The sequence below is a fragment of the Paracoccus sp. SSJ genome (assembly GCF_030234105.1).
In the GTDB taxonomy this organism is placed as follows: domain Bacteria; phylum Pseudomonadota; class Alphaproteobacteria; order Rhodobacterales; family Rhodobacteraceae; genus Paracoccus; species Paracoccus denitrificans.
Map to the genome: position 1 here is coordinate 53,665 of NZ_JASSPE010000002.1, position 21,095 is coordinate 74,759.

General features: G+C 66.1%; 27 protein-coding genes and 1 tRNA gene. 7 read left to right on the forward strand and 21 right to left on the reverse strand.

What is annotated here, in order from left to right:
• The first annotated feature begins 27 nt into the window (after positions 1-27).
• The 5 genes from infA (at position 28) to QPR87_RS02425 (ending at position 2,272) form a co-directional block, all read left to right on the forward strand.
• The gene (gene infA, locus QPR87_RS02405; protein ID WP_010397442.1) at positions 28-246 is read left to right on the forward strand and encodes a translation initiation factor IF-1; all 219 of its coding nucleotides are present in this window, start codon (positions 28-30) and stop codon (positions 244-246) included.
• A 28-nt stretch (positions 247-274) separates the two neighbouring features.
• A complete protein-coding gene (locus tag QPR87_RS02410; RefSeq protein ID WP_285048427.1) occupies positions 275-916 on the forward strand; it encodes a Maf family protein in 642 nt (213 codons plus the stop codon).
• Positions 913-1,974, forward strand: a complete 1,062-nt coding sequence (locus tag QPR87_RS02415) for a ribonuclease E/G (RefSeq protein ID WP_285048126.1) — start codon at positions 913-915, stop codon at positions 1,972-1,974. The genes QPR87_RS02410 and QPR87_RS02415 overlap by 4 nt, the downstream gene beginning before the upstream one ends.
• The gene (locus QPR87_RS02420) at positions 1,971-2,120 is read left to right on the forward strand and encodes a DNA gyrase inhibitor YacG (protein WP_285048127.1); all 150 of its coding nucleotides are present in this window, start codon (positions 1,971-1,973) and stop codon (positions 2,118-2,120) included. The genes QPR87_RS02415 and QPR87_RS02420 overlap by 4 nt, the downstream gene beginning before the upstream one ends.
• Positions 2,121-2,196: 76 nt before the next feature.
• Positions 2,197-2,272 (forward strand) — tRNA-Phe (locus QPR87_RS02425).
• 493 nt (positions 2,273-2,765) lie between these two features.
• Here QPR87_RS02425 and QPR87_RS02430 read toward each other — a convergent pair.
• The 3 genes from QPR87_RS02430 to QPR87_RS02440 form a co-directional block, all read right to left on the reverse strand.
• Positions 2,766-4,031, reverse strand: coding sequence for a CAP domain-containing protein (locus QPR87_RS02430; protein ID WP_285048128.1), 1,266 nt, complete (start codon positions 4,029-4,031; stop codon positions 2,766-2,768).
• 459 nt (positions 4,032-4,490) lie between these two features.
• Entirely contained in the window at positions 4,491-4,754 is a 264-nt protein-coding gene (locus QPR87_RS02435) for a hypothetical protein (RefSeq protein WP_285048130.1), read from the reverse strand.
• The gene (locus tag QPR87_RS02440) at positions 4,751-5,083 is read right to left on the reverse strand and encodes a hypothetical protein (protein ID WP_285048131.1); all 333 of its coding nucleotides are present in this window, start codon (positions 5,081-5,083) and stop codon (positions 4,751-4,753) included. Before QPR87_RS02440 ends, QPR87_RS02435 begins: the two co-directional genes overlap by 4 nt.
• A 72-nt stretch (positions 5,084-5,155) precedes the next feature.
• Here QPR87_RS02440 and QPR87_RS02445 point away from each other — a divergent pair, with 72 nt between their 5' ends.
• Positions 5,156-6,358, forward strand: a complete 1,203-nt coding sequence (locus QPR87_RS02445) for a DNA polymerase Y family protein (protein ID WP_285048132.1) — start codon at positions 5,156-5,158, stop codon at positions 6,356-6,358.
• On the opposite strand, the gene QPR87_RS02450 is transcribed toward QPR87_RS02445, so the two are convergent.
• From QPR87_RS02450 to QPR87_RS02505, 12 genes are all read right to left on the reverse strand, one after another.
• A complete protein-coding gene (locus QPR87_RS02450; RefSeq protein ID WP_285048134.1) occupies positions 6,355-6,975 on the reverse strand; it encodes an SOS response-associated peptidase in 621 nt (206 codons plus the stop codon). The genes QPR87_RS02445 and QPR87_RS02450 overlap by 4 nt on opposite strands.
• Before the next feature lie 207 nt (positions 6,976-7,182).
• Complete coding sequence (locus tag QPR87_RS02455) at positions 7,183-7,722, reverse strand: hypothetical protein (RefSeq protein WP_285048136.1); 540 nt, start codon at positions 7,720-7,722, stop codon at positions 7,183-7,185.
• Between the two features lie 3 nt (positions 7,723-7,725).
• Positions 7,726-8,550, reverse strand: a complete 825-nt coding sequence (locus QPR87_RS02460; protein ID WP_285048138.1) for an N-acetylmuramidase domain-containing protein — start codon at positions 8,548-8,550, stop codon at positions 7,726-7,728.
• Positions 8,551-9,141: 591 nt separating this feature from the next.
• The gene (locus tag QPR87_RS02465; RefSeq protein WP_230999839.1) at positions 9,142-9,438 is read right to left on the reverse strand and encodes a hypothetical protein; all 297 of its coding nucleotides are present in this window, start codon (positions 9,436-9,438) and stop codon (positions 9,142-9,144) included.
• A 68-nt stretch (positions 9,439-9,506) separates the two neighbouring features.
• The gene (locus tag QPR87_RS02470) at positions 9,507-10,247 is read right to left on the reverse strand and encodes a hypothetical protein (RefSeq protein WP_285048143.1); all 741 of its coding nucleotides are present in this window, start codon (positions 10,245-10,247) and stop codon (positions 9,507-9,509) included.
• 9 nt (positions 10,248-10,256) lie between these two features.
• The gene (locus QPR87_RS02475) at positions 10,257-11,807 is read right to left on the reverse strand and encodes a hypothetical protein (RefSeq protein ID WP_285048145.1); all 1,551 of its coding nucleotides are present in this window, start codon (positions 11,805-11,807) and stop codon (positions 10,257-10,259) included.
• Positions 11,804-12,448: a hypothetical protein gene (locus QPR87_RS02480; RefSeq protein ID WP_285048146.1), complete on the reverse strand. Its 645-nt coding sequence runs from the start codon at positions 12,446-12,448 to the stop codon at positions 11,804-11,806. The genes QPR87_RS02475 and QPR87_RS02480 overlap by 4 nt, the downstream gene beginning before the upstream one ends.
• Before the next feature lie 12 nt (positions 12,449-12,460).
• Positions 12,461-14,638: a phage tail protein gene (locus QPR87_RS02485; RefSeq protein WP_285048147.1), complete on the reverse strand. Its 2,178-nt coding sequence runs from the start codon at positions 14,636-14,638 to the stop codon at positions 12,461-12,463.
• The gene (locus QPR87_RS02490; RefSeq protein ID WP_285048149.1) at positions 14,625-15,044 is read right to left on the reverse strand and encodes a DUF6950 family protein; all 420 of its coding nucleotides are present in this window, start codon (positions 15,042-15,044) and stop codon (positions 14,625-14,627) included. The genes QPR87_RS02485 and QPR87_RS02490 overlap by 14 nt, the downstream gene beginning before the upstream one ends.
• Positions 15,044-15,631 (reverse strand): hypothetical protein, encoded by a 588-nt coding sequence (locus tag QPR87_RS02495; RefSeq protein ID WP_285048150.1) that lies wholly within the window; start codon positions 15,629-15,631, stop codon positions 15,044-15,046. Before QPR87_RS02495 ends, QPR87_RS02490 begins: the two co-directional genes overlap by 1 nt.
• Positions 15,628-16,287, reverse strand: coding sequence for a hypothetical protein (locus QPR87_RS02500; protein ID WP_285048151.1), 660 nt, complete (start codon positions 16,285-16,287; stop codon positions 15,628-15,630). Before QPR87_RS02500 ends, QPR87_RS02495 begins: the two co-directional genes overlap by 4 nt.
• The gene (locus QPR87_RS02505) at positions 16,284-18,107 is read right to left on the reverse strand and encodes a phage tail tape measure protein (RefSeq protein WP_285048152.1); all 1,824 of its coding nucleotides are present in this window, start codon (positions 18,105-18,107) and stop codon (positions 16,284-16,286) included. Before QPR87_RS02505 ends, QPR87_RS02500 begins: the two co-directional genes overlap by 4 nt.
• Positions 18,108-18,575: 468 nt before the next feature.
• Here QPR87_RS02505 and QPR87_RS02510 point away from each other — a divergent pair, with 468 nt between their 5' ends.
• Positions 18,576-18,938 carry a hypothetical protein gene (locus tag QPR87_RS02510; RefSeq protein ID WP_285048154.1) on the forward strand — a complete coding sequence of 121 codons (363 nt, stop codon included), beginning with the start codon at positions 18,576-18,578 and terminating at the stop codon, positions 18,936-18,938.
• Here the strand turns inward: QPR87_RS02510 and QPR87_RS02515 are convergent.
• Genes QPR87_RS02515 through QPR87_RS02540 form a run of 6 tightly spaced genes read right to left on the reverse strand, consistent with a single transcriptional unit; the run spans position 18,901 to position 21,091 of the window.
• A complete protein-coding gene (locus QPR87_RS02515) occupies positions 18,901-19,152 on the reverse strand; it encodes a hypothetical protein (protein WP_214273146.1) in 252 nt (83 codons plus the stop codon). The two genes, QPR87_RS02510 and QPR87_RS02515, sit on opposite strands and share 38 nt — an antisense overlap.
• Positions 19,153-19,211: 59 nt before the next feature.
• Entirely contained in the window at positions 19,212-19,547 is a 336-nt protein-coding gene (locus QPR87_RS02520; RefSeq protein ID WP_230999183.1) for a hypothetical protein, read from the reverse strand.
• 2 nt (positions 19,548-19,549) lie between these two features.
• The gene (locus QPR87_RS02525) at positions 19,550-19,969 is read right to left on the reverse strand and encodes a phage tail tube protein (protein ID WP_230999184.1); all 420 of its coding nucleotides are present in this window, start codon (positions 19,967-19,969) and stop codon (positions 19,550-19,552) included.
• 24 nt (positions 19,970-19,993) lie between these two features.
• Positions 19,994-20,416 (reverse strand): hypothetical protein, encoded by a 423-nt coding sequence (locus QPR87_RS02530; protein ID WP_214273149.1) that lies wholly within the window; start codon positions 20,414-20,416, stop codon positions 19,994-19,996.
• Position 20,417: 1 nt separating this feature from the next.
• Positions 20,418-20,741: a head-tail joining protein gene (locus QPR87_RS02535; protein WP_285048160.1), complete on the reverse strand. Its 324-nt coding sequence runs from the start codon at positions 20,739-20,741 to the stop codon at positions 20,418-20,420.
• The gene (locus tag QPR87_RS02540; RefSeq protein ID WP_104492041.1) at positions 20,741-21,091 is read right to left on the reverse strand and encodes a DUF2190 family protein; all 351 of its coding nucleotides are present in this window, start codon (positions 21,089-21,091) and stop codon (positions 20,741-20,743) included. Before QPR87_RS02540 ends, QPR87_RS02535 begins: the two co-directional genes overlap by 1 nt.
• Between the last annotated feature and the right edge of the window lie 4 nt (positions 21,092-21,095).

The following is a 21,095-nucleotide window of genomic DNA, read 5'->3' on the forward strand; positions in this document are numbered from 1 at the left end:
AACGCGGGTCACCCTACAGGAGAGAACATGGCCAAGGAAGAAATGCTCGAATTTCCCGGCGTCGTGAAGGAACTCCTGCCCAACGCGACATTCCGGGTCGAGCTAGAGAACGGCCATGAGATCATCGCGCATATGGCAGGAAAGATGCGCAAGAACCGCATCCGCGTCCTCGCCGGCGACAAGGTTCAGGTGGAAATGAACACCTATGACCTGACGAAGGGGCGGATCAATTACCGCTTCAAGTAAGACCGCCGGTTCGGAGCGCGACGTGACCATGCCGAATGTCGCGCGAGACGCCGGAAACGGCCCCGAGCCGCGCGCCGCCGCAGCGGAAACCGACACGCCGGCGCTGATTCTCGGTTCGGCCAGTCCGCGAAGGCTGGAACTGCTGGCCCAGATCGGGATCGTGCCCGACATGATCCTGCCGGCGGAAATCGACGAAACCCCGCGGCGCGGCGAAAGCCCGCGCGACTATGTCCGGCGCATGGCGCGCGAAAAGGCCGCGGCGCTTGCCGGCAGTGCCCATGGCGCCATCCTCTGCGCCGATACGGCGGTGGTGGCGGGGCGCAGGATCCTGGGAAAACCCCTCGACGACGCCGAGGCGCGGCGCTTCCTGCAACTGCTCTCGGGGCGCCGCCACCGGGTGCTGACCTCGGTGGCGCTGGCCCATGACGGCCGCCTGCGCGAGCGGCTGGTGGAAACCACCATCCGCTTCCGCCCCCTCACCGCAGCGCAGATCGACGCCTATCTCGCCACCGGCGAGTGGCAGGGCAAGGCCGGCGCCTATGCCATCCAGGGCCATGCCTCGGCCTTTGCGATCTGGATGCAGGGCTCCTATAGCGGCGTGGTCGGGCTGCCGCTGGCCGAGACCGCATCCCTGCTCGCCGCCATCGGAATTCAAGGAAAAGCGACATGAAGGGACGCCAGATCGTCCTTGGGCAGATATTCGGCCGCAATGCGGCGGCCCTGATGCAGGACGGCCGGCTCGAGGATCTGGTCGTCGATCCGGCGGGCGCGACGCCGCTGGCCCCCGGCGCGATCTGCCGCGCCAAGGTGGACCGGCTGGTCAAGGGCCAGGGCGGCGTCTTCTTGCGCCTGCCCGAAGGCGCGCGCGGCTTCCTGCGCGACCGTTCCGGCCTGCGCGAAGGCCAGTCCCTGCTGGTGCAGGTCAATGGCAGCGCCGAGGACGGCAAGGCCGTGCCGGTCTCGGCCCGGCTGAATTTCCGCGGCCGGCATGTCATCGTGACGCCCGGCGCGCCCGGCGTGAACGTCTCGCGCCGGATCCGCGACAGCGCATTGCGCGACGCGCTTACCCGCCTGGGCGAAGCCGCCCTGGAGGGCCTGGAAGACCCGCCCGGCATCGTCTTTCGCTCGATCGCGGCCACGGCCGGGAGCGATGGGATCGCGGCCGAACTCGAGCAGCTTCTTGAGCTTGCGCAAGCCGTCACGGCCGATCACCAGGGCGCGCCCGAACTGCTGCTGGATGCGCCCGAACCCGCCGATCAGGCCTGGCAGGACTGGGCCGATCCGCCGCCGGACAGCGTCGAGGACGGGGACGATGCCTTCGAGGCGACGGGGGCCGCGGCCGCCGTCCTGCAAATGCTGCACCCGCGCCTGGACCTGGGCGGCGGTGCCTGGGCCGAGATCGAGGCGCTGCGCGCGCTGGTCGCCATCGACGTCAATACCGGCAGCGATCATTCTCCGGCCGCGGGGCTCAAGGCGAATATCGCGCTGGCCCGCGACCTGCCGCGGCAGTTGCGCCTGCGCGGGCTGGGCGGCCAGATCGTGATCGACTTCGCACCCATGCCCAAGCGCGACCGCGGCACGCTGGAACAGGTGCTGCGCGCCGCCTTCCGCTCGGAATCGGCCGAAACGGTGCTGATCGGCTGGACCGCGATGGGGCTTTACGAACTCAGCCGCAAGCGCGACCGCATCCCGCTGGCGCGGCTGGCCGGGACGGGGAACGACGCATGAAATGCCCGATCTGCGGCAAGCCCGCCTCCGAGCGTTATCGGCCCTTCTGCTCGCGCCGCTGCGCGGATGTCGACCTGGCGCGCTGGCTGCGCGGCGACTATCGCATCCCCGGCGAGCCCGTCCAGGATAATGACAGGGACGCGTGAAAATTTTGCTTTTGGCTCTGGACACCGAGACGGCCCTGCCATAACAACGCGCCAGTCCGAAGCAAGATGCTCCGGCGCCCGGATAGCTCAGTTGGTAGAGCAGCGGATTGAAAATCCGCGTGTCGGTGGTTCGAATCCGCCTCCGGGCACCATCTGATCCCTGAAACTCCCGATCCTCTCCTGAGCGTTCTCGTGACGGCTCGCGCATTGGTGCCTCGGGGCACTGGCCGCCCAAGGTCTGCGCCTCGCGCACCGGAGCGTAACGGTCAGACCACCTGTTCCGGCACCGGGCTGTTGCCGCATCTGGGATGGCGCCTTGCGACATCCTTCTCCGGGCCGGTCCGCATTCTGCTCTCTTCGGGCACGAAAAGCATCGCGCTCGATACGCCGATGCGTCAGCCAGAGCCTTTATCGCATTGAAGTCCGTCGCGAATCGCGGGCAGATGCGCGTCATTGCCGCAGCCCCGCAAATTGCTTTGAGAATCGATCCGATTGGCGCGAAGATTCTGCCGACGGCGCGGCGCCTGAACGGGTTGGCAGCGCCGTCACCGTCACCGTCACCGCGCGCCTCGCACAAGGGGCGGACGTGGGAAACGCCTCAAAACCCTGCGGCCACCGATTTCCCGCCAAAGCCGAGGCCAGGCGTCAGATCGCGAAGATGTCGTCCGCCACCCCGGCGACGGTCAGGCCCTGGCCGTTGACGACGATCCGGTCGCCGTCGCCGAAATCGATAACCACCCCATTCGCGGTTTGGCGCATGTGGTCGCGGATGAAGGCGGCAGGATTGTCGTCCAGCAGGCCGTTCCCGATCAGCAGCCTGTCGAGGCCCTGCTGATAGCCATAGATGGTATCCGCGCCGTGACCGCTGCGAAAGATGAACGCATCGGCGCCATAGCCACCATTCAGCAGGTCATTGCCATAACCGCCATGCAGCGTATCGTTGCCCGCGCGGCCGGTCAGGGTGTCGTTGCCGCTCTCTCCTCTCAGCCAGTCATTGCCCGCCCCGCCGTCCAGCTTGTCGGCGCCGGGCCCGCCCAGCAAGGTGTCGTATCCCGCACCTCCCCACAGCGTGTCATTGCCCGCGCCGCCGCGAAGCTGGTCACGCCCGGCGGCGCCGACCAGCGTGTCGTTGCCGTCGCCGCCTTGCAGCGTATCGTTGCCGTAACCGCCGTTGAGGGAATCGAAGCCGGCACCGCCGATAAGCCGGTCGTGGCCCGCATTGCCGTTCAGCGTATCGCGACCCGCCCTGCCTTCCATCCAGTCGTTGCCGTTCCCGCCCGAGGCCACGTCATGCCTGGCCGTCAGACGATAATCGTCGTTGCGCGGCGTGTTCTGCGCGGGTCCGGGCGTGACGAAAAGCTCGCCGTTGAAGGTTTCCAGCCAGTCCGCGCGGGTCTGCATCGCCAGGTTGGGCGCAGGCTCTGCGACCCGGGCGAAGGTGCCGGTATCGACGCGCACCTGCCCATCCGTATCGGCAAAGTTCTGCGTCGCCATCAGCACCTTGTAATCGCGGCCGTTCACCTTGAGATAGCCCACCTCCAGCCCGATGCCGATATAGGCGGCGTCGCTCATGATGTTCCTGTAATGGCCGGGGCTGTCCATCAGGTTCTGGTGCAATTGGCGGATCTCGTCGCGCAGGTCGCTTTCGCCCTGGATGCTGACATAGGCGATGTTCTCCGCCGTCATCCAGCCACCGGCCAGATCGAAGCCCGCCGCCTCCATCCGCTCGCGCGAGGACGAACCGCCCCGGCCGGTATGGGAAAATACATCCGTCTCCAGCATCCAGCGGCTATGATCCTCCGAGGAATCGTTCAGCCGTTTTTCGATGGCCAGCGCGGAATGTCCTTCGGCCCGGCGGGCCTGGTTGACCAAACTGACGAAATAGCGTTCGTTCGCCGATGCAAAGGACATAGATACCCGCCTTGAGAGAGTTGATCCGATGAAATGCAACTTTCGATAGGGTATCAGATCATGGGCGCGACCAGAACCGCCTGCCGGGCATGACGGCGGATATCGGCCAGACCGGCGCAGCAAGGACCGGCCCGGAATGGAAACAGCGCCGCTAACGTATCGTATTAAAACAATTTTTTGATAGAATGGCGACCCCGCCAGTAGGGCCATAATCGCATGGCTTCAATCGGTTACGCCGTAAACCGGCGAGGATATGCCGCATATAAAATCAATCACTTGCGAGGCGCACTGGAAACCGATCCTCGGTCGGAACCGGGGGTGGCAGCCGTCATCTTGACCCAATAGACAACTGTCACGAATCGCCTTCGCGCTGTAGTTGATTGTTCAGTTAATCAGTTTCGTTTAGCCATTTTCATAGCGCCGGGCCTTCGGGCCCGGCTTTTCCTTAAGATCAGGAATTCAGAGCCCGGCAAGCGACGGTTGGTCGACAAGCTGGATCTGTAGAAACGCGTCGTCCACAACCCTCGTTTTCACCCACACCGTCACAGGTTTCTCATGTCGTGTCTTACGCACATCGACCATCCAGCGGTCCAGGCCGAAGTGGCGGACGCCCTTTACCTCGCTTCCCGGAATAACGATGCCGATCTCATCGGCGATTAGCTGTTCCGGCGTTGCGCCGTAGGCCATAAGTCTGCAGTTTAATGGTCTAAATTGCATCGTCATTCCCCATTCTCATGCGCCGGCAGGCGGGCGCCGATACCCACCCGCAGCGCGGTTGCGATCCGTTTCAGTTCCGCATGGCGCAAGCCCCCGTTCGCTTGGCCCAGAGCCTTGCCCCACGCAGCGGCCAGCATCGCGCCCTTCGGGTGCGCCGCCGCAGCCAAGCCTAGCGCCGCTTCAAGCTCCGCATCGCCCCGCAGATCCTCGGCCAGCGTGTCGATCACGGCCCCGTCGAGACGCGCCATGGCCAGCGCCAGCGCCTCGTCTTCGGCGATCTGCTCCGACCAGGCACCCCCGAAACTGACGTTGCTGAGCTGCTGTTTCCTGTCCATTTCGTCCTCTTGCCAGATGAGAACATAAATAGAACATTAATTGCCTGATGAACATCCGCAGGATCTAGGGCAATGGGACCGTTCCGCACGCTATACATCGACATGAACAGCTTCTTCGCGAGCGTCGAGCAGCAGCTGAACCCAGCGATTCGCGGCCGGCCGGTGGCAATCACCGCCATGGAGAACGAGAAGGGCTGCTGCGTGGCGGCCAGCTACGAGGCCAAGGCGAACGGCGTGAAGACCGGCACCAGCGTGCCCGACGCGCGGCGGCTCTGCCCGGGCATTGTGTTCCTGCCCTCGCGCCACCGGCTCTATGTCCGGTTCAATCTGCGGGTCGCGGCGGTGCTGGACCGCTATGCCGAACTGGAGCGCATCCGCTCGGTGGACGAATTCCAGATCGTGCTGTCAGGCGAGGCGACAGAACTGGACGGCGCCCGCGCGCTTGTTGCGCGGCTCAAGGCAGCCGTGGCGGCGGAAGTGGGCGAGTGCCTGCGGTTCTCGGCCGGGATCGGGCCGAATCACCTGCTGGCCAAGATTGCCGGGAAGCTGGAGAAGCCCAACGGATGCCAATGGCTCTCGCGCGAGAACATGCCCGACCGCATCGCGCACCTCGCGCTGGACGATCTTCCGGGCATCTCGCGCTCGATGCGCGCCCGGCTGGAACGCGCCGGGGTGCATGACATGGTGTCGCTCTGCCGCCTCGATCCGCGCCACGCCCGCGCAATCTGGCGATCGGTCGAGGGCGAACGCTTCGTCCGGGCGCTCCAGGGCGAGCCGATCCCGTTGGTCAAGACGCAGCGCGGCGGATTCGGCAACAGCAAGGTGCTGGCGCCCGAGTTCCGGGCGCCGGCCGAGGCCTATCTGGTTTCGCGCTGGCTGCTGGAGAAAGCATCGGCGCGGCTCCGGCGCGATGGGCGCGTCGCAGGCAGTTTCAGCCTGCACTTGTCGCCGCTCGGCCGCTATCCGTGGGCGCGCACCATGCGCTGCGCCCCAACGCAAGACACGCTGGAATTCATGCGCATGAACCGGGCGCTCTGGCGCCGGGCATGGCCGGAAATCCGCGGCACGCAGCTGCTGAGCATCGGCGTGCATTTGGGCGACGTGGATCATCTAACCTCGCGCACCGGCGATCTGCTGCTGCCGGTAGCACCGGCCGAGCGAACCCTGGGCGAGCGCGCATCGGCGGCGGCGGACTTCATCAACCAGCGTTTCGGCCCCGGGACGATCCAGTTCGGGATCAACCGGCCGCATCCGGGGTTCTTTGAACGGGGTTAAGCCACGACCCGGAGCGCACCGTCCGGCAACGGCCGCTGCATATGGCGCACCTCATCCCAGGGCAGGTTGAGCCATGCGTCCCATTCCTCGCGCGTGCGCAGGATCACCGGCATGGCCTTGGGATGGACTGCCCCGACCTCGGCATTCGGCTCGGTGGTGAGGAAACCGAACAGGTCATCCTCAGTCTCGCCGTCGCGGACCTTGCGGATGCTGACCCACCCATCAACGCAGATCCCGGCGAACATCATGGGGCGGCCGTCGGCGCTTTCGAACCATACCGGGCGTCCGTCCGGGCCCGGCTCGGCGAAGCGCTTGACCGGCACCAGGCAGCGATGTTCGGGGCCGAGCCAGCGGCGCCAATGGGGGCTACCCACATTGCGGATATTGGTCACCCCGGAATCGCGTCCGGACTTACTCAGGTATCGCGGCGGCGACGGCATGCCCCAACGTGCCTTGACCAACTGAAGACCGGCCCCACCCTTGCGCACGATGGGCAGCGTCCGATCCGGGAACGCCTCATCGAACCACGGCTCGTTGCCGGTCAGGTTCTCGACGTCATAGTCATACATCCGGCGGAATTCGTCATAGCTCTCGGGCGGGACATACTGGTTGCACAAGGGGGCGGCCTCCGAATCGTCAGTCCTACGATGGTAGCGTGCATGATCAGGTGCCAGAAACGCAAAAAGGCCCCGCCCCGGGCGAACCGGGACGGGGGCGTAAGCGCTATGTGGCGCGGCGGTCAATCCAAAGGCCAGCAGCCTGCATGGTGATCACCGCGGCGGCGGCAATCTCCGCCACCACCATCAGGATCAGAACTGGCACGATCATGCCGCGCCGGCGCGGCGCAGGGCATCGGCCAGCTTATCGACGGCCGCGCTGCTTGCTTCCTTGACCTTCTTGGCCGCGACCTGTTCCAGCTTGGCCTTGGCGAGATCAGTCAGCACCTCGGGCGTCGGCTGCAGATTGATGATTGCGTCGGGGACGCTTCTGCGAGCATAGGCGAGGATCAGGTCGAGGGCTGCCTTCCCGGTCAGCCTGCGCTCAAGCGCAAGCTGGGCGCCGGTGAAAAGGGCCCAATGGAGCGCCTCGCGATGCTTCGCCTCGATCTCGATGCCCCATCGCTTGCTGGCCTGCCTCACGCCCCAGCCGATTATGGCAGTGATCGCGAGGCCGATCAGTTCCAGGAGATGCGGCGCGGCTGCGGTCGTGAGGACATCCAGCACGCCGGCGTGGGCAACCCTGACGAACAGCAGGGCGGTCAGCAGCATCCCGAAGAAGATCTTCGCCCGGGGCGGCATGAGCCAGCCGATGGTCCAGACCGCGAAGGCGATGGCGGCGAGGCAAAACAGGTAGAATAGGGTCATGGATCAGTTCTCCTTGAGAAGGGCGGGCCAGGTCTTGGGCCCGATGATGCCGTCCTGCTTGAGGCCGGCGGATTTCTGGAAAGCGATGGTGGCGGTGCGGGTATTGGCGCCGAAGATCCCGTCCACCCCGCGCGGATCGAAGCCGAGCGCGGTCAGGCGCTGCTGGGCGTGGCGCACGGCATCGCCCCGGCTGCCAAGGCCGATCTTCGGACAGGCCGGCGCCAGCGTATCGGGGATGGCCTGCCAGCGCTTGAAGGCCGCCGCGAGCTTGGTGTGATAGCCGTGGGTGGCATAGCCCGGCCCGTTGTAGCCGCGGGCGAAGGCCGACCAGTCATGCCGGCGCAGTTCATCGTCCAGCCCCTCGGAGATGATGAAGCTGATCATCGCCTCCAGCTGCGCGGCCTCGCTGTGGCAGAAGGCTTCGACCATGTCGCCGGGCGTCGCAAAGCCTGCGGCCCTGTGATTGCTGCCGAGGATCTGCCCCAGCCCCCAGCTGGCCGAGCGCAGCGCGGCATTGGCGTCGATCTTGATGGCCAGCGCCAGGCGCGGATAGCTGTCCTTGGGATAGGGTTTCGTGCCCCATTTCTGATAGGCCAGACCCGAGGCCTCGGCCGCGGTGCGCTTCTGGCCCGGCCCCAGTTCGAGGTAGAAGCGATGCGGCTCGAACAGCATCTTCGGCCGGCCTTGGCTGTCGAAGCCGCCGCCCGAGGTCTCGACCTCGATCACGGCGCGAATTTCGTCTTCGCCCACGCCGATCAGGCGCCCGACCCGCGGCACGTCGATATCGGTGAGCCGCGTGGCGCGGCCCTTGAACCCAGATGGATACATGGTCTCTCCAAAGAAAAAGCCCGCGCGAGGCGGGCGTCGTGTATTCGGCGATTTCTTGACGGGTGGGGATGGGCCGCTAAGATCCCGGCGCTGGCACACTGTTACCCGCGCCAGCCAGCCCCCGGCACGGATCGGACGCCACCCCGGGGGTCGTTTTCAGCCAATCCGCTGGGTTGACCGACCATTTTCAGCCGCTAAAGTTTAACGACCGAACTGCGGGCAGCAGGGTCGGTCGGCCCCGGCCATGTTCAGCGTGTATTTTGCGCCGGGGCCGCCTCCCTTGATCGTTCAAGAAGTGCCGTTAAAGTTTCTCGGCCTGCCATGCCTCCGGCAGGTTAGCCCCGGCTGCTGGGAGGACAGCCGGGGCCATACGTCAAATAGTCCGGCTTTCGAAGATCGGAAGCATTCATCACTCGACTCTATTCGGTTGATCGGCTTTGAATGAGCGGACTCCGGACAGTGCTGTTTGTCCGGGGCTATTTGTCGCCCTTGAGCCAGCCGGGCGGATATAATGGCTGGCACGCTGGTGCTTTTCTTATTGTTCCAGCAGGCGACCCCCGGACACGCATAACCTACCCGCCCCGGGGGTCGTTACTTCCTCCAATATCGCCAGAGGTCGATGGCCTGCTTTGGATCATTGACCGCGATCAGCAACCAGCGCATCGCGCCCTCGGCTGTGAGGGTGACGACCGCTGCAGCAATGGGCAGCGGAACGCCGAACGTCTCGGCGGCGTAGTCGGATGCGACCCATGCCGCACCAGCCGCCACGATCATTGAGGTGATCACCTTGACCGGCCCGAGGCTCGCGCTGGTCTTGATCTTGACGATAAGGGCCACGCCGACCGCTATCCAGAAATCGGCGCTGCGGAAGGGTCCGGGGTCAGTCATGTCGCCTCCTGCGCATAAAAAATCCCGCGCGAGGCGGGGCAGGTCAGTCACGGTGATGGGGTCGGCCGTCAGACCGTGACACCCAGATCGGTGCAATAGCGCCGGATATCATCGACCATTGCGGCATTCTCGTCCGAGGTCAGGACCGCGCTGAATTTGGCCCAGAGCAACACGTCACACTCGCCGCCATTGGTGACGTAGGCCGAGCCAAGGCGATAGCGCCGGCGGGCCGGAAATCTGGGCTTGGTGACACTGTTCAGGAAGGTCGCGCCGGTGGTGACATTGGTGATCCGGTTCTGCGCCGCAGCCTGGCACAGGTAGAGGCGGTAATTCTCGACACCGCCCGCGCTGACACCGGCAATGGAGGGCTCGTCATCATCGACGGTGGTGCCCCGCCCTGCCCCGTAATTGACCTGCCCTGCGGCGGAAATGTAAAGCCGCGTGCCGGCCGTCACGGTCGAGGTGTCCTGCTTGACCGGCGGCCCGGTATAGGTGCCAAAAAAGGCCGGCCGGTGGGCATCGTCGGCCAGGGTGTCGAAGGTGCGGCAGACGATGAAATGCGTCTCATCATCGACCTCCCAACTCGGCGTCTCGACAAAGTTTTCAAAGCCCTTGAAGCGCCACGAGATGCCATCGGGCGCGCGGACGGGCGTGCCGTTGATCTCGCCGTCAGCCCGATCAATGGCCCAATTGCGGCCCGGATCGTCGGCATCGCCGAGGAACAGGTAGTCGAGCCCGCGCATCACGGGCGGCAGGTATTTGCGGGCGCGGGAGCGTGCGGGCTGGGCCGTGCGGATAACAAGCGACATGGTATATCCTCAGAAGTTGCCGGTGGAGGCGCAGGCCATGGCGGCGGCCACTGCGCGGAAAAGCTCACGGCGGCTGGCGCCGGTGGAGTGGATGGTGTCGCCGATGGTGCGGACGATATGGCCCGTCACGGGATCAGGCACGGCCGGGGATGGCGTCAGGTCATAGCCCGCCTCGGGGGTGTGCATGGCCCAGGTCGGCGCCAGCAGCACCGGGCCGGCCGCCTCGGCCGCCGCCCGCAGCATGCCTCGGATCGCCGGGATATAGCCCTCGGTCCAGACGATGTTGCGCGCCGCGTCCCATGCCGTGCCGGGCAGCGAGCGCACCACGGGCGCGGAGGGATAGGCCGCGTGCCAGCGGCGATACACGAGGCTGTCCATGTCATAGATTCGGGCCTCGATCTCGGCGGCCGGAATGTCGCGGATATCGTTGGTGCCATAGGCCTGCCAAAGCACGGTCGGCGTCGCGAGTTCGTGGCGGGTGACATAGAAATCGAAGTCCAGGACATAGCCGTTGCGGATATCCTCGGGGTCATCCCCGCCCGTGGCGGCCCTCAACATCGTGTTGCGCAACATTTTGTCCGCCGTGGACATGGCGTTGTAGAGCGCCTCGTCGCCCGGCGCGAGCGGGCTGACCCGCGTGGTCACGTCATAGGTCAGGTCCTGGAGGCAGTGACCGGGCTTGCCCTCCCCCAGCTGCGCCGGGGCATCGCCCCCGGGCTCGGACCAGAGCGTGCCGATGAAATCGGGCTCATACCCCCATTCTTCCAGATAGGCGGCTGACAGCGCCGTGCCCGAGCGCCAGGTGCTGCTGGAGCCAACGGACAGCACCACAGGGGCACCGCCCACAGACGGCGCTTTCGGCGCGGCATGGACGGTCAGAGGCAGTTCCACGAACGGGCCGCCCGTGTCGCCCCGGTCCCGCAGCTGGAGCGCGGCCGATGCTCCGAGGGCTTCGGCATCGGCCTCGACCCGGGCATCGCCATAGCTGATGCCGCCAGCCACTCCGGCCAGCACCAGGCGCATCGCGCGCGCGTCCTCGCGGTTGGCGATCAGGCTCATGGCGTAGATCGGCAGCCGCTCGCCCTCGATGCCGTAGAGATGCGTCCCGAAATAGGGCGTCAGGGCGGGCGGCGGTGCGGGTTCGTCATCGTTGGGATACCACAGCACGAAGTTGTCGCTGCCCACCACCACGGGATAGTCGAGGCTGTCGTCGCGTAGGAAATCCAGCCCGGCCAGAGAGGCGCGATCCGGTGCCCAGCCGGCCAGAAAATCGCCGCGGGAATCTTTGATATGCGCGTCGAATGGGCTGCCTTCGACGGCGCCGAAGGTGAGCTTCGATTCCTGTTCCTCCCGATCAACGAACTGTTCCACATCGGCCGCCGCCGCCGTCCCGAGGTCGGCAACGTTCGCTTTGCCGGAAAGCTGTTCGTCAACAGATGCCTGATCGGCTTTACCCTCGACCTGTGCTTCCAGCGCGGCAAGATCCCCGGCCGACGCGCCGGCGCCCGGAACCGTCCCGCCGACGAACAGCAGCAGGCGGGATTTGTCGATGATGCTCACGGTGTCACCTCTCGGACGATGTTGATGGTCCCGGATTGCGTCCGGCTGATGCGCGCGCCGTTGGTGATCTTCACGTCGACGGCGTGCGGCCCGAGCGGCAGCAGGGCGGTTTGTCCGGCCGGCATGGAGATCTCCAGCAGCCCCTTGGCTGCGTCAGAGACCGAGACGCTGAGCGTCCGGGTGACGCCGTCCGGGCCGCGCATGGCGGCCGCGACCGTCTTGCCGGCCAGGTCCACCGGCCGGCCGAACTCATCGATCCACTGCCCGCCGATGTTGATGGTGTCGCCGCGCTTCCAGATCGCCTCCGATCTGGCGTCGCGCGGGATCTCGACCGCCGCCAGATCGGCCAGGGTGAACGGCCCGGCCGCGCCGGTCGGAACGACATCGGGCAGCATGGTGGTGACCAGCCGGTTCTCTACGTCCGACCAGTGCTCGACCGCCACCGTGTAGGGCGTCCCGCCGGCGCGGCCGACCAGTTCGACATCGATCGCACCGGCGCCGCTGATCGGCGCGATGACGGCGCCGCCGGAAACGGTCGTCGCGCCGACGATGCCACCGTTTTTCGGCCGGAAGATCACCCGGCCATGCGCCGGGATCGTCCCGTCCGGCAACCGGACGGGGCCAGCGATCTGTGTCGCCATGACTGCCCTCTTTTAGATGATGGTGATCGTGACCGGGCCGCTGCGCGGTCCCGGGATGCCCGAGCCGTTCAGCGGCTCGATCCAATAGCTGTGGTCGCCGACGCCCGGGGCCGGATCGGCCCATTCGTCGGCCAGGTTCGGGGCGCCGTATTCGGTCCCGACATGCACGGCGTCGTTAAAGGACGTGCTGTCGGTCGCCCGGAAGATGCGCGCCGCGGCATAGACCGGATCGTTGGGCGGGATGAAGGCCAGGCCGACCGACGATCCTGCCGCCGCGCCGGTAAAATGCTGCATGGCCGCCGGCGGCACGCTGTTGGCCACGGCGCGCAGGACCAGCGGTGCCTCAGGCACCCATCCGCTGACCCGATTGCCGCCCGTGCGGTTGCGGATCTGCGCCTCGTAATCCTGCCCGTCGACCAAGGCGGAGAGCACCTGCGTCGATTGCCCGGCGCCGACATCGACCGTCTGCCAATCGGCGATGCCGGCGCCCGGCGAGCGGAACCGCAGCTGCTGGCGCAGATCCTCGGGCTGGGCCGGCCAGACATATTCGATCATGGCCACGCCGCCCGTGCCCTCGATCACCGAGCCGGAGAGCGAGGCCGGCGCCGCGACGATCCGATCCTCGGAAATCGTCGCCCGCAGTGTGCGGGGCGGCTCCAGCGCCAGCGCGTCGGGATCGAAATCCCCCGGCTCGACCGAGGCGGCCTCGATGGAGAAGGTATGCGTCCCTGCGACGCGGGTCAGCATCGCCACCTCGACCACGCAATCGAGCCCGGTCTCCGCATGCTGGATGCGCAGGAACCGTTCACCGATGCAGTCGTAGCCGATCACCTTCAGCGTGCCGCTGACCTGCCATTCCGGCTGAGCCGCCCTGGCCCACCGCCAGATGATGCGCCATGCCTGGTTGTGGCTGTCGACGCCGTTGCACTCCTCCTCGGATCGGTCGCCGAGCGGGTTCAGCACCACCGCACCGCTGACCTCGCCGCTCCAGTCGCGGGCCGGCTCGACATAGCGCAGCGCATAGCTGCCCACCTCGTCCGGGCCGGTGGCCTTGTGCCGGATCGAGAGCGACAGGAAATCCTCATCGGTCAGTGTCAGCGTCGGCGCCGAATAAGCCCCGACCCTGAAGCCAAGCTTTCCGTCCGGCCGCTCGTAGAACCAGGCATCGCAGCACATCATCAGATGCGCCCGCACCTGTTCCCAGGTCATATCGCTGCGCAGCACCGTGTTGATGGTCCAGCGCCGCTGGGTGCCGCCGGCCCGGTTGGTCACCAGCTGGTCGGATATATCCGCCTCGGCCGCCACCTCATCCCAGTCCACCTCCTTGCCGAACCAGGTCGCGACATCGGCAATGACCAGCGCCGCGTTGTCGGTCCAGCCATGGGTATCGGTGCGCGGATCGTAGACCGTGTCGCAGCCGTCCCAGACCGGGGCATAGGCCCATTCGCGGCCACCGGGATAGATGTTCTGGAACTCCTCCATCGAGGGCCGGGCCGCCGACAGCGCCGCATAGGACAGGCCGGCGAAATCGTCGGACACCGATACCTCGGGGAAGGTCGCCCGCCAGACCGGATCGGCCTCCTGGCTGGAATGGCCGGTATAGGTGCGGATCGAGCCGTGATAGTCCGACGGTTTCGCCGGCGGGTTGCGCCACAGCACCGGATCGGTCAACACCCAGCCGTTGGCATCGGTCTCGACCGGCCATTTGTCCAGATAGTGCTGTACCGGCCCCAGCGTCGAGTGCGCGGCGATGATCACGCCGTAATGCCGCTTGCGCCGGTTGTCCGCGCCGAGCGGCGTCGTCATCGAGGCGCTGGAATAGGCCGCCAGCGCATAGGGGCCGCCCTTGCGCACCCGGCCATAGACGCGGTCCTGCCAGGACACGTCCTGGGCGTAGTTCGCCATGATCTCGGGCGGCGACGGCATCTGCGGCTTGGGCGCCAGGCTCTGGGCCAGCGCCGACATGCCGATGGACACCACGACGCGCGACAGGAACGAGCCGCCGGCCAGCCATGCGCCGGCATTCATGCCCACCGCGAAGGCGCCGCTGATCCCGGCGCCGGCGGCGGCGCCCGTGGTCAGGCCGACCCAGACGCCCTGGATGAACGGGATCACCGGCCCGGCCTCGGCGGGCGTGCTGAGGCAGGTGGTGGAAAGCAGCGCCGCCAGCGCCAGGCTACGGAGCCTCATAGCCAACCTCCCATGCGGCGGCGATCTTGAGCGGCACAACCGCGTTGACGGCGCCGGACTGGTCTTTCAGCGCCCATGTGCGGCCGAGGCAGAGCGCCATATGCGGCCGCGCCACGCCGCGTTCGGTCAGCAGCAGGATCACCCCGACATCGCCCGGGCGGGGCTGGCCGGTGCGCGCGAGGCCGGCCCGGTCGAGACAGGGCCCGACAGCGCCGACCGGATCGGTGAAGAACCGGGTCACGCGCTGGCACTCGGCCGCGCTTTCATAGGTCAGGCGCACGTCGGCGGCCGGATCGACGCCGCGCATGCGCAGGATCCAGTCCGCGCAGAGCGTCACGCAATCGTTCTCGCCCCACTGGTAGGTGACCCTCTGCCAGCGGTTCAGTTCTGCATAGAGCGGTGACATCAGCCGAAAAGCTTTTCTTCCTGGAACGTGTCGGTCGGCATGAAGCGCAGGGAACTGTTCGGCGCCCCGATCAGCCGGGCATGGTCCGCCACGGTGTATTGCAGACCGGGCGCGGTGTTGCGCCCGGTGAACGGCCCCTCGAAGGTCAGCGTGATCCGGCGTTCCAGCCCGCCCGACAGGTCGAACTCGATATGCCCGCCGCGCCGGGTGAGCCAACGCACCGGCGGATGGACCGGCGCGTGAAACTCGGCCATCGAGCCGATGGGTTGGAGCCAGAAGACGATATCGCGACCCCTGACGTAATCCGTGCCGAGCGCCCGGACCTGCGCGACCAGGTCGCCATCATCCGGGTCGGGAATGAAGGTCAGCGACAGCGAGCCCGCCGGCGCCTCGCCCTGGATCGAGAGCCGCAGTTCCGAACTGTCGATCAGCTGACTGCCGATCCATTCGCGGTCGGCCACGTCCATGAACCGGCCATCGGCGCCCAGCAGGAAGCGGAAAACGCCGTCGGCGGTGTCGATGGAGACCATGTCCATCAGCCCCACGGCATCGGCGCGCGGGTTGAAGCCGGCGGGAAAGATGTTCATGACCTGTTGATCCATTCCATGAGATCGAGCTGGGGCCGGGCCACGCGGTCCAGGCCGTATTCCGGCAGCCCCATGGCATCGGAACTGCCGATGAACAGGCCGCGCGCCAGCAGGTCGATAGCCGCGCCAGGCGGGATCGCCCGGCGCAGCATCTTGACCTGCAACGTGGTCGCCGCGCCGCTGCCCGACCTGCCGACCACCGCGAAGGGCCAGTCATTGTGGCTGAGATAGGAGCCGACCGGGATCGGCCGCGGCGCCGCACGCTCATCGACCACGATACTGGTCGCTCCGGCAGCCGCCCCGGCCGGACAGGTGATCTGCGGGCGCGGCTCTACCCATATGCCGCCCTGGTAGGCCCGCCATTGGCGGCTCCAGTCGTCGGCACCGCCCAGGTCGAACACGGCGGGATCGACCATCCGCATGCGATAGGCGTTCACCCGGCCCTCGCCGCGCAAGATCAGCGCGCGCCAGGCGCCGATCATCGCGGGCGGAAAGACCAGGGACGGAGCGCCGACGAAGCGCGGCATGCGGTTATAGACCACCTGCTCCGATCCGTCCGTTCCCTCGGCCGGCGGCTGGCCGCGCCAGTCCGGGCGCCAATCCACGTTCAGCGCCCGGTTGAAGATCAGCGGCACGTCGATGATATCGCGGTTCACCTGGTGCCCCTCGCCTGCATGTCGCGCAGCTGGCCCGGCATGGCCTGACGCGCCATCTGCGCGGTGCGCATGTCGCCCGCCGTCGAAATCTGCGCCACCCGCGTATCGAAATACGGGCTGGGGATGATCTCGACCGAGGTGCGCTCGATCTCGGCGGCGCCTTCGGCAAGACGCATGGACACATCATGCGGAATGATCCGCGTGCCCGACGGCAGGTCGACGATCTCCCCGCCACGCTCGTTGATCCGGGTCAGGCCGCCGCGCCAATCGTTGGTGCCGTTGGCATTGGCACCGATCTTCGGCAGGAGGCCGCCGAACCACTTGCCCATGCCGGTGCCGCCCCAAAGGCTCATGAAGGCACTGTCCGCCCACATCTTCGCCAGTTGCTGAAGGACCGAGCGCAACGCATCCTTGAAGGACGATGCGCCGGATACCAGATCGCCGAAGGTCGATTTCAGGCTGTCGCGCCAGCTGTCGGTCGATTCCTTCAGCTGCTTCAGCCCCTCGTTGGTCCGGGTCAGCGCCGCGATTTCCTTGCCGCTCTGGCTGGTGGCCGCCACCTTGGCCTCGCGCAGGTTTTCCCAGACCGTGGCCTCAGTATCCGACATCCAGAGCGTGGCTTTCAGCTTTTCGCTTTCCTCGCGCAGGCGCTTCAGCACTTCCTGCAAGGGCGTGAGCTTGGCCGCCGCCTTCGACCCGGACTTGCCGGCCTTGTCGGCAGCCGCCGCGAGCCCGCCACCCGCACCGCCGGCACCATCGCCCAGGCTGTTCGCCGCATCCTCGGCAGACTTGGCGATCAGACCGTTGATCCGGGCGACCGATTGCAGCGGGGCACTGACCTGAGACCAGACCTTCTTTAGATCACCAGCAGCCCTTGCAGAGGCATCCTTTGCATTTGATGACGCGTTGCTGAGTCCAGCAATTACGTCCTGGAATGGCTCGGCCTCGCTGAGAGTCGTTCCGAACAACTTATTGAACCCGGCAGCAATCCGGGACAGGAACCAGGAAAAGTTCGCCAGCATGTCATGCAGACCGGCGAAGAATATCCGCTTCATGGATTCCACCCCTGCCTCGATGGCTGCTGGCACCATGTCGAACGCCATACCGATTCGCTCGAACACCTCGGCGGCAACGTTCCGCAGTTCGGCGAAGGCGCCCGCGACGCCCCCTGTCGCCTTGATCAGCGCTGCCATCCCGGTGACGGCCCGATAGATCAGCCCAACCGGCGAATTCGCGATCATCAATCGGAACGCATCGGAAATCCCGGTGACCTCATCGACGGCCCGCGCCGCGGATTTCGTGAGATTCCACAACCCCGATGCAACCGACGACACGATGGTCACCATCGACGACATGAAGTTGACAAGGATCCTGACGGCACCCGCGATCCCGTCGAACACCACCCGCAGGCCGCTACCCTTCGTCATCAGCGACACGAACGACTTGGCGATGGATTCGACCATGGGGGCGAAGGCGGCGCCGAGGGTGTTGCGCACCCCCCGCATGACGATCCCCACTTCGCTCAGGCTGGCCTTCATCGAGGCGAGCGCGCGAACGGTTTCATTGCTCATGACGCCGCCGAGCGCCTTCGCCCGCGCGGCATATTCCTGCATCGCCTTGCCGCCGTTCTTCAGCAGCGGCAGCAGCGCGGTGCTGTCGGAAGCGATGGCCTCCATGTAGAATGTGAAATCCTGCTGGTTGACGTTGGCCTTTTCCAGGCTGTCGACGTAAAGCTGGAGGGCCTGCGGACCCGACAGCTTGCGGAACTGATCCGCCGTGACGCCGACCTTGGGCGCGATCACCTCGAAGAAATCCTTCATCGGCCCGCCGCCGGTCGAGATGAAATCGCCGACACGGTCGTTCATGTCCTTCAGGATGTCGGCCAGCTTGTCCTGTTCGACGCCGACGGTGCGCGCCCCGGCCGCCCAGGCCTGAAACTCCTCGGGCATGGCGTTGGAAAGCCGCGACAGGTTCTGAATCTCGCCGGCCGCGTTGATCGCCGAAACCGACAGCCCGGCCAGGGCCGTCGCCGCCACCGCAGCGCCCTTGCCCATGGCGGCGGCGGCATTGGTGCCGATCGACGACAGCGCCCCTTGCAAGGACCGGACACCCGGGACGTTCCCCAGCGCGCCAAGCCTCTTGCTGACATCCGCGGAAAACCGCGCCAGGCCGGCTTTCGCTTGCCTCATCCCTTCCTGAAGGGCAGCTTTATCCAGTGACAGGCCGACCCGAAGGCGGCCAACCGTCGCAGAACTGGTCATTTGTCGTCTCCAGGCAGGAGGATATCCATGAGGGCGATTGCAGCCATCGTATTTTCAATGATGGCGTTTCAGGCGGCAGCACAGGACGCGCTGCCGCCTATTGAGGAAGTTGCCAAATCGATTTCTGGAAAGGAGGTTCTAGCCGAGGGACAAATAGGAAAGCTGTCGGGAGATTGGTCCTTCAGAACATCAGACGACATCTACTCGGTCGAACTGGCCGTAGATCGCGAAACCCTTGCTGCAATTAAAGACTGCAAGCTTGAATTATTTCCCCGGGGTAATGAGTGCAACGCAGTTGCCAAGGCGGAAATTTCAATAAACGGCCCAAGGATATCCTTGATCATCTACGAAATCATCCTCCAGCCCGAGCCCGCCACTGATCCATCGTGATGGCGGGCAACCGGGCCTTGGCACCGTCCAGATACATCCGCAGATCCTGCTTTGGCTTTGGGCCGCGCCGCAGCATCTCCGAAAGCTTCGGCAGCTTCTTGACGCGTTGCAGCGCGGCTGAAGCCCAAGCCGCCGTCAGGATCACATCCTCATGCCGCTCGATCCGGGCCCGGGCGGCATCCATCTCGAACAGCAGGAGGCGGGGCGTGATCATCCAGAACCGCTCGGGGCACTGCCCCAGCGATAGCCACGCCTCGTAGAGCCGGGCGAGGTTCAGCGCCTCGCCTTGCCCTTTCCCGCCTTGCCCGCACCCTTCTGTTCGGGGAACGCCGCCGTCAGCAACTTGCCGGGCAGAGCCATATCCGCAGCCAGGAGCATCTCCGCCACGTCGCCCGGCGCATCGGGATGATGACGCTCCAGCGCCACGTCGACGATGCGCAGCAGGACGCTGAAATCCGGCAACTCGCCCTCTTCCTGCCCCAGGTTCTGGATCGGGTCGAGATTGGCGCCGTATTGCTCCTGGAGCTTGGCGACGCCCCGCAGACCGAGGGCCAGGCAATATTCCGCGGCGCCAAGTTTCGCGATCACCTCGCCGGTGAAACCCGCCATGATCAGCCCCCGCTCACGATCTGGGCCGAGAGCCGGAACGTGGCCTCGGCGGTCATCTTGTCATCGATCGGCGCCGTCCGGGCATAGCCCTTGAGAAAGGCCGCGAACGACTCCGGTGCGGCCGCGCCGGCCAGGGTGATCTCCAGAATGACCTCCTCGCCAGACGCCTTGATCGATTGCAGCAGCACGTCGGTCGCCGATTCCGGGATGTAGTTCATCGGAATGGTGATCTCGCCGCTGTCGATCAGGCCCGCGATATACTGCCGGCGGCGGCCGGGAGATTTCATATGCGTAACCTCGACCTCATCGACCTGCTCATCGGGCAGGGCGAGGTCGCCGATCAGTTCGATTTCGGTAAAGGTCGGGGTCGCGCCCCGCCCGATGCGCACCGTCGCGCCATAACCAAGCATACCGTCCGGCATGGTGTTTCACTCCAGGTCTGGATTTCAGGGAAGGGTTGCGACCGGCCGCCAGGATCGCAGCCGGAAGCTCATGACAAGGGTGCCGACATTGCGTTCCGCCATGGTGTTGGTCACGACGCTGGTGTCTTCCAGCGCGCAGGCCCGGTCGAGCCTGCGCAGCGTCGCCATCACGATCGCCTCGATGACCTCGCTGTCATCGTCCAGATCGTCCTCGACATCGTCGCCGCCGAGCCGACGGACGGCGACCTGCAACAGCGTCCCTCGCGCAGTCGTGGTCTGGGTGTCGCGTTCGCAACGCTCCTGCGGCGTCAGAACGCCGATGACCGGGAGGCTGGCCGCATCGATAGAACCCGTCCAGACCTTCGGTGCGGTGAAGCCCGCAAAGCGGGCATTGGCGGTCAGCGCCGCGAGAACGCTCGCGCGGTATGCGGATCGATAATGCGGCATGTCAGGCACTCAGTTGGAGTTCGCAAATCAGGAAGGCATCGGCGGCAGGCGAGCCGGAATGATAGACCGTCATCACCTTGTAGCTGCGCCCGTCGGGAACCAGGACCAAGTCGCCGCGCCGGGCTTCGGGCGCCAGGTCGCGGCGAACGCGCCAGCTCGGCGCATCGATGCGGACGATCTGGCCATCCGCCCCCTCGACCTCGATCGGCGCCTCGCGAAAGAGCGACTGGATGTCGCGTTCCGCACCGTCCTGCGGGATGAACCGGACCTGGTCGCCGAACGCGCCGGAAAGCAGCCCGGTCATCCCGAGGAACAGGCGGGACATCAGGCCTCGGGCTCCGCCGGTGCAGCGCCGTTCAGGCGGACCTTGCCGGTGCCGGACGGGTTGGCCGCCGCCTCGATCGCCACGCCGATGAAGATCGCGCCGGCGGCGGGGCTGACGGTGCAAAGGCCGCTGGCCGGGGTGACGTAGACCGCCGCGCCGACAGTCCAGGCCTGCGCCGACACCTTGCGCAACTCATAGCAGCCGACCAGATGGACCTCGACCGGATCGCCCAGGGCCGCATCGTGACCGGCCACGCCGGCCAGCACTCCTGCAACCACGATATCGCCGGAATTGACCGCCGCCGGCGCCGGGATGGAAACCGAAGTTCCCTTTTGCAGATAGTTTTTCATGTTC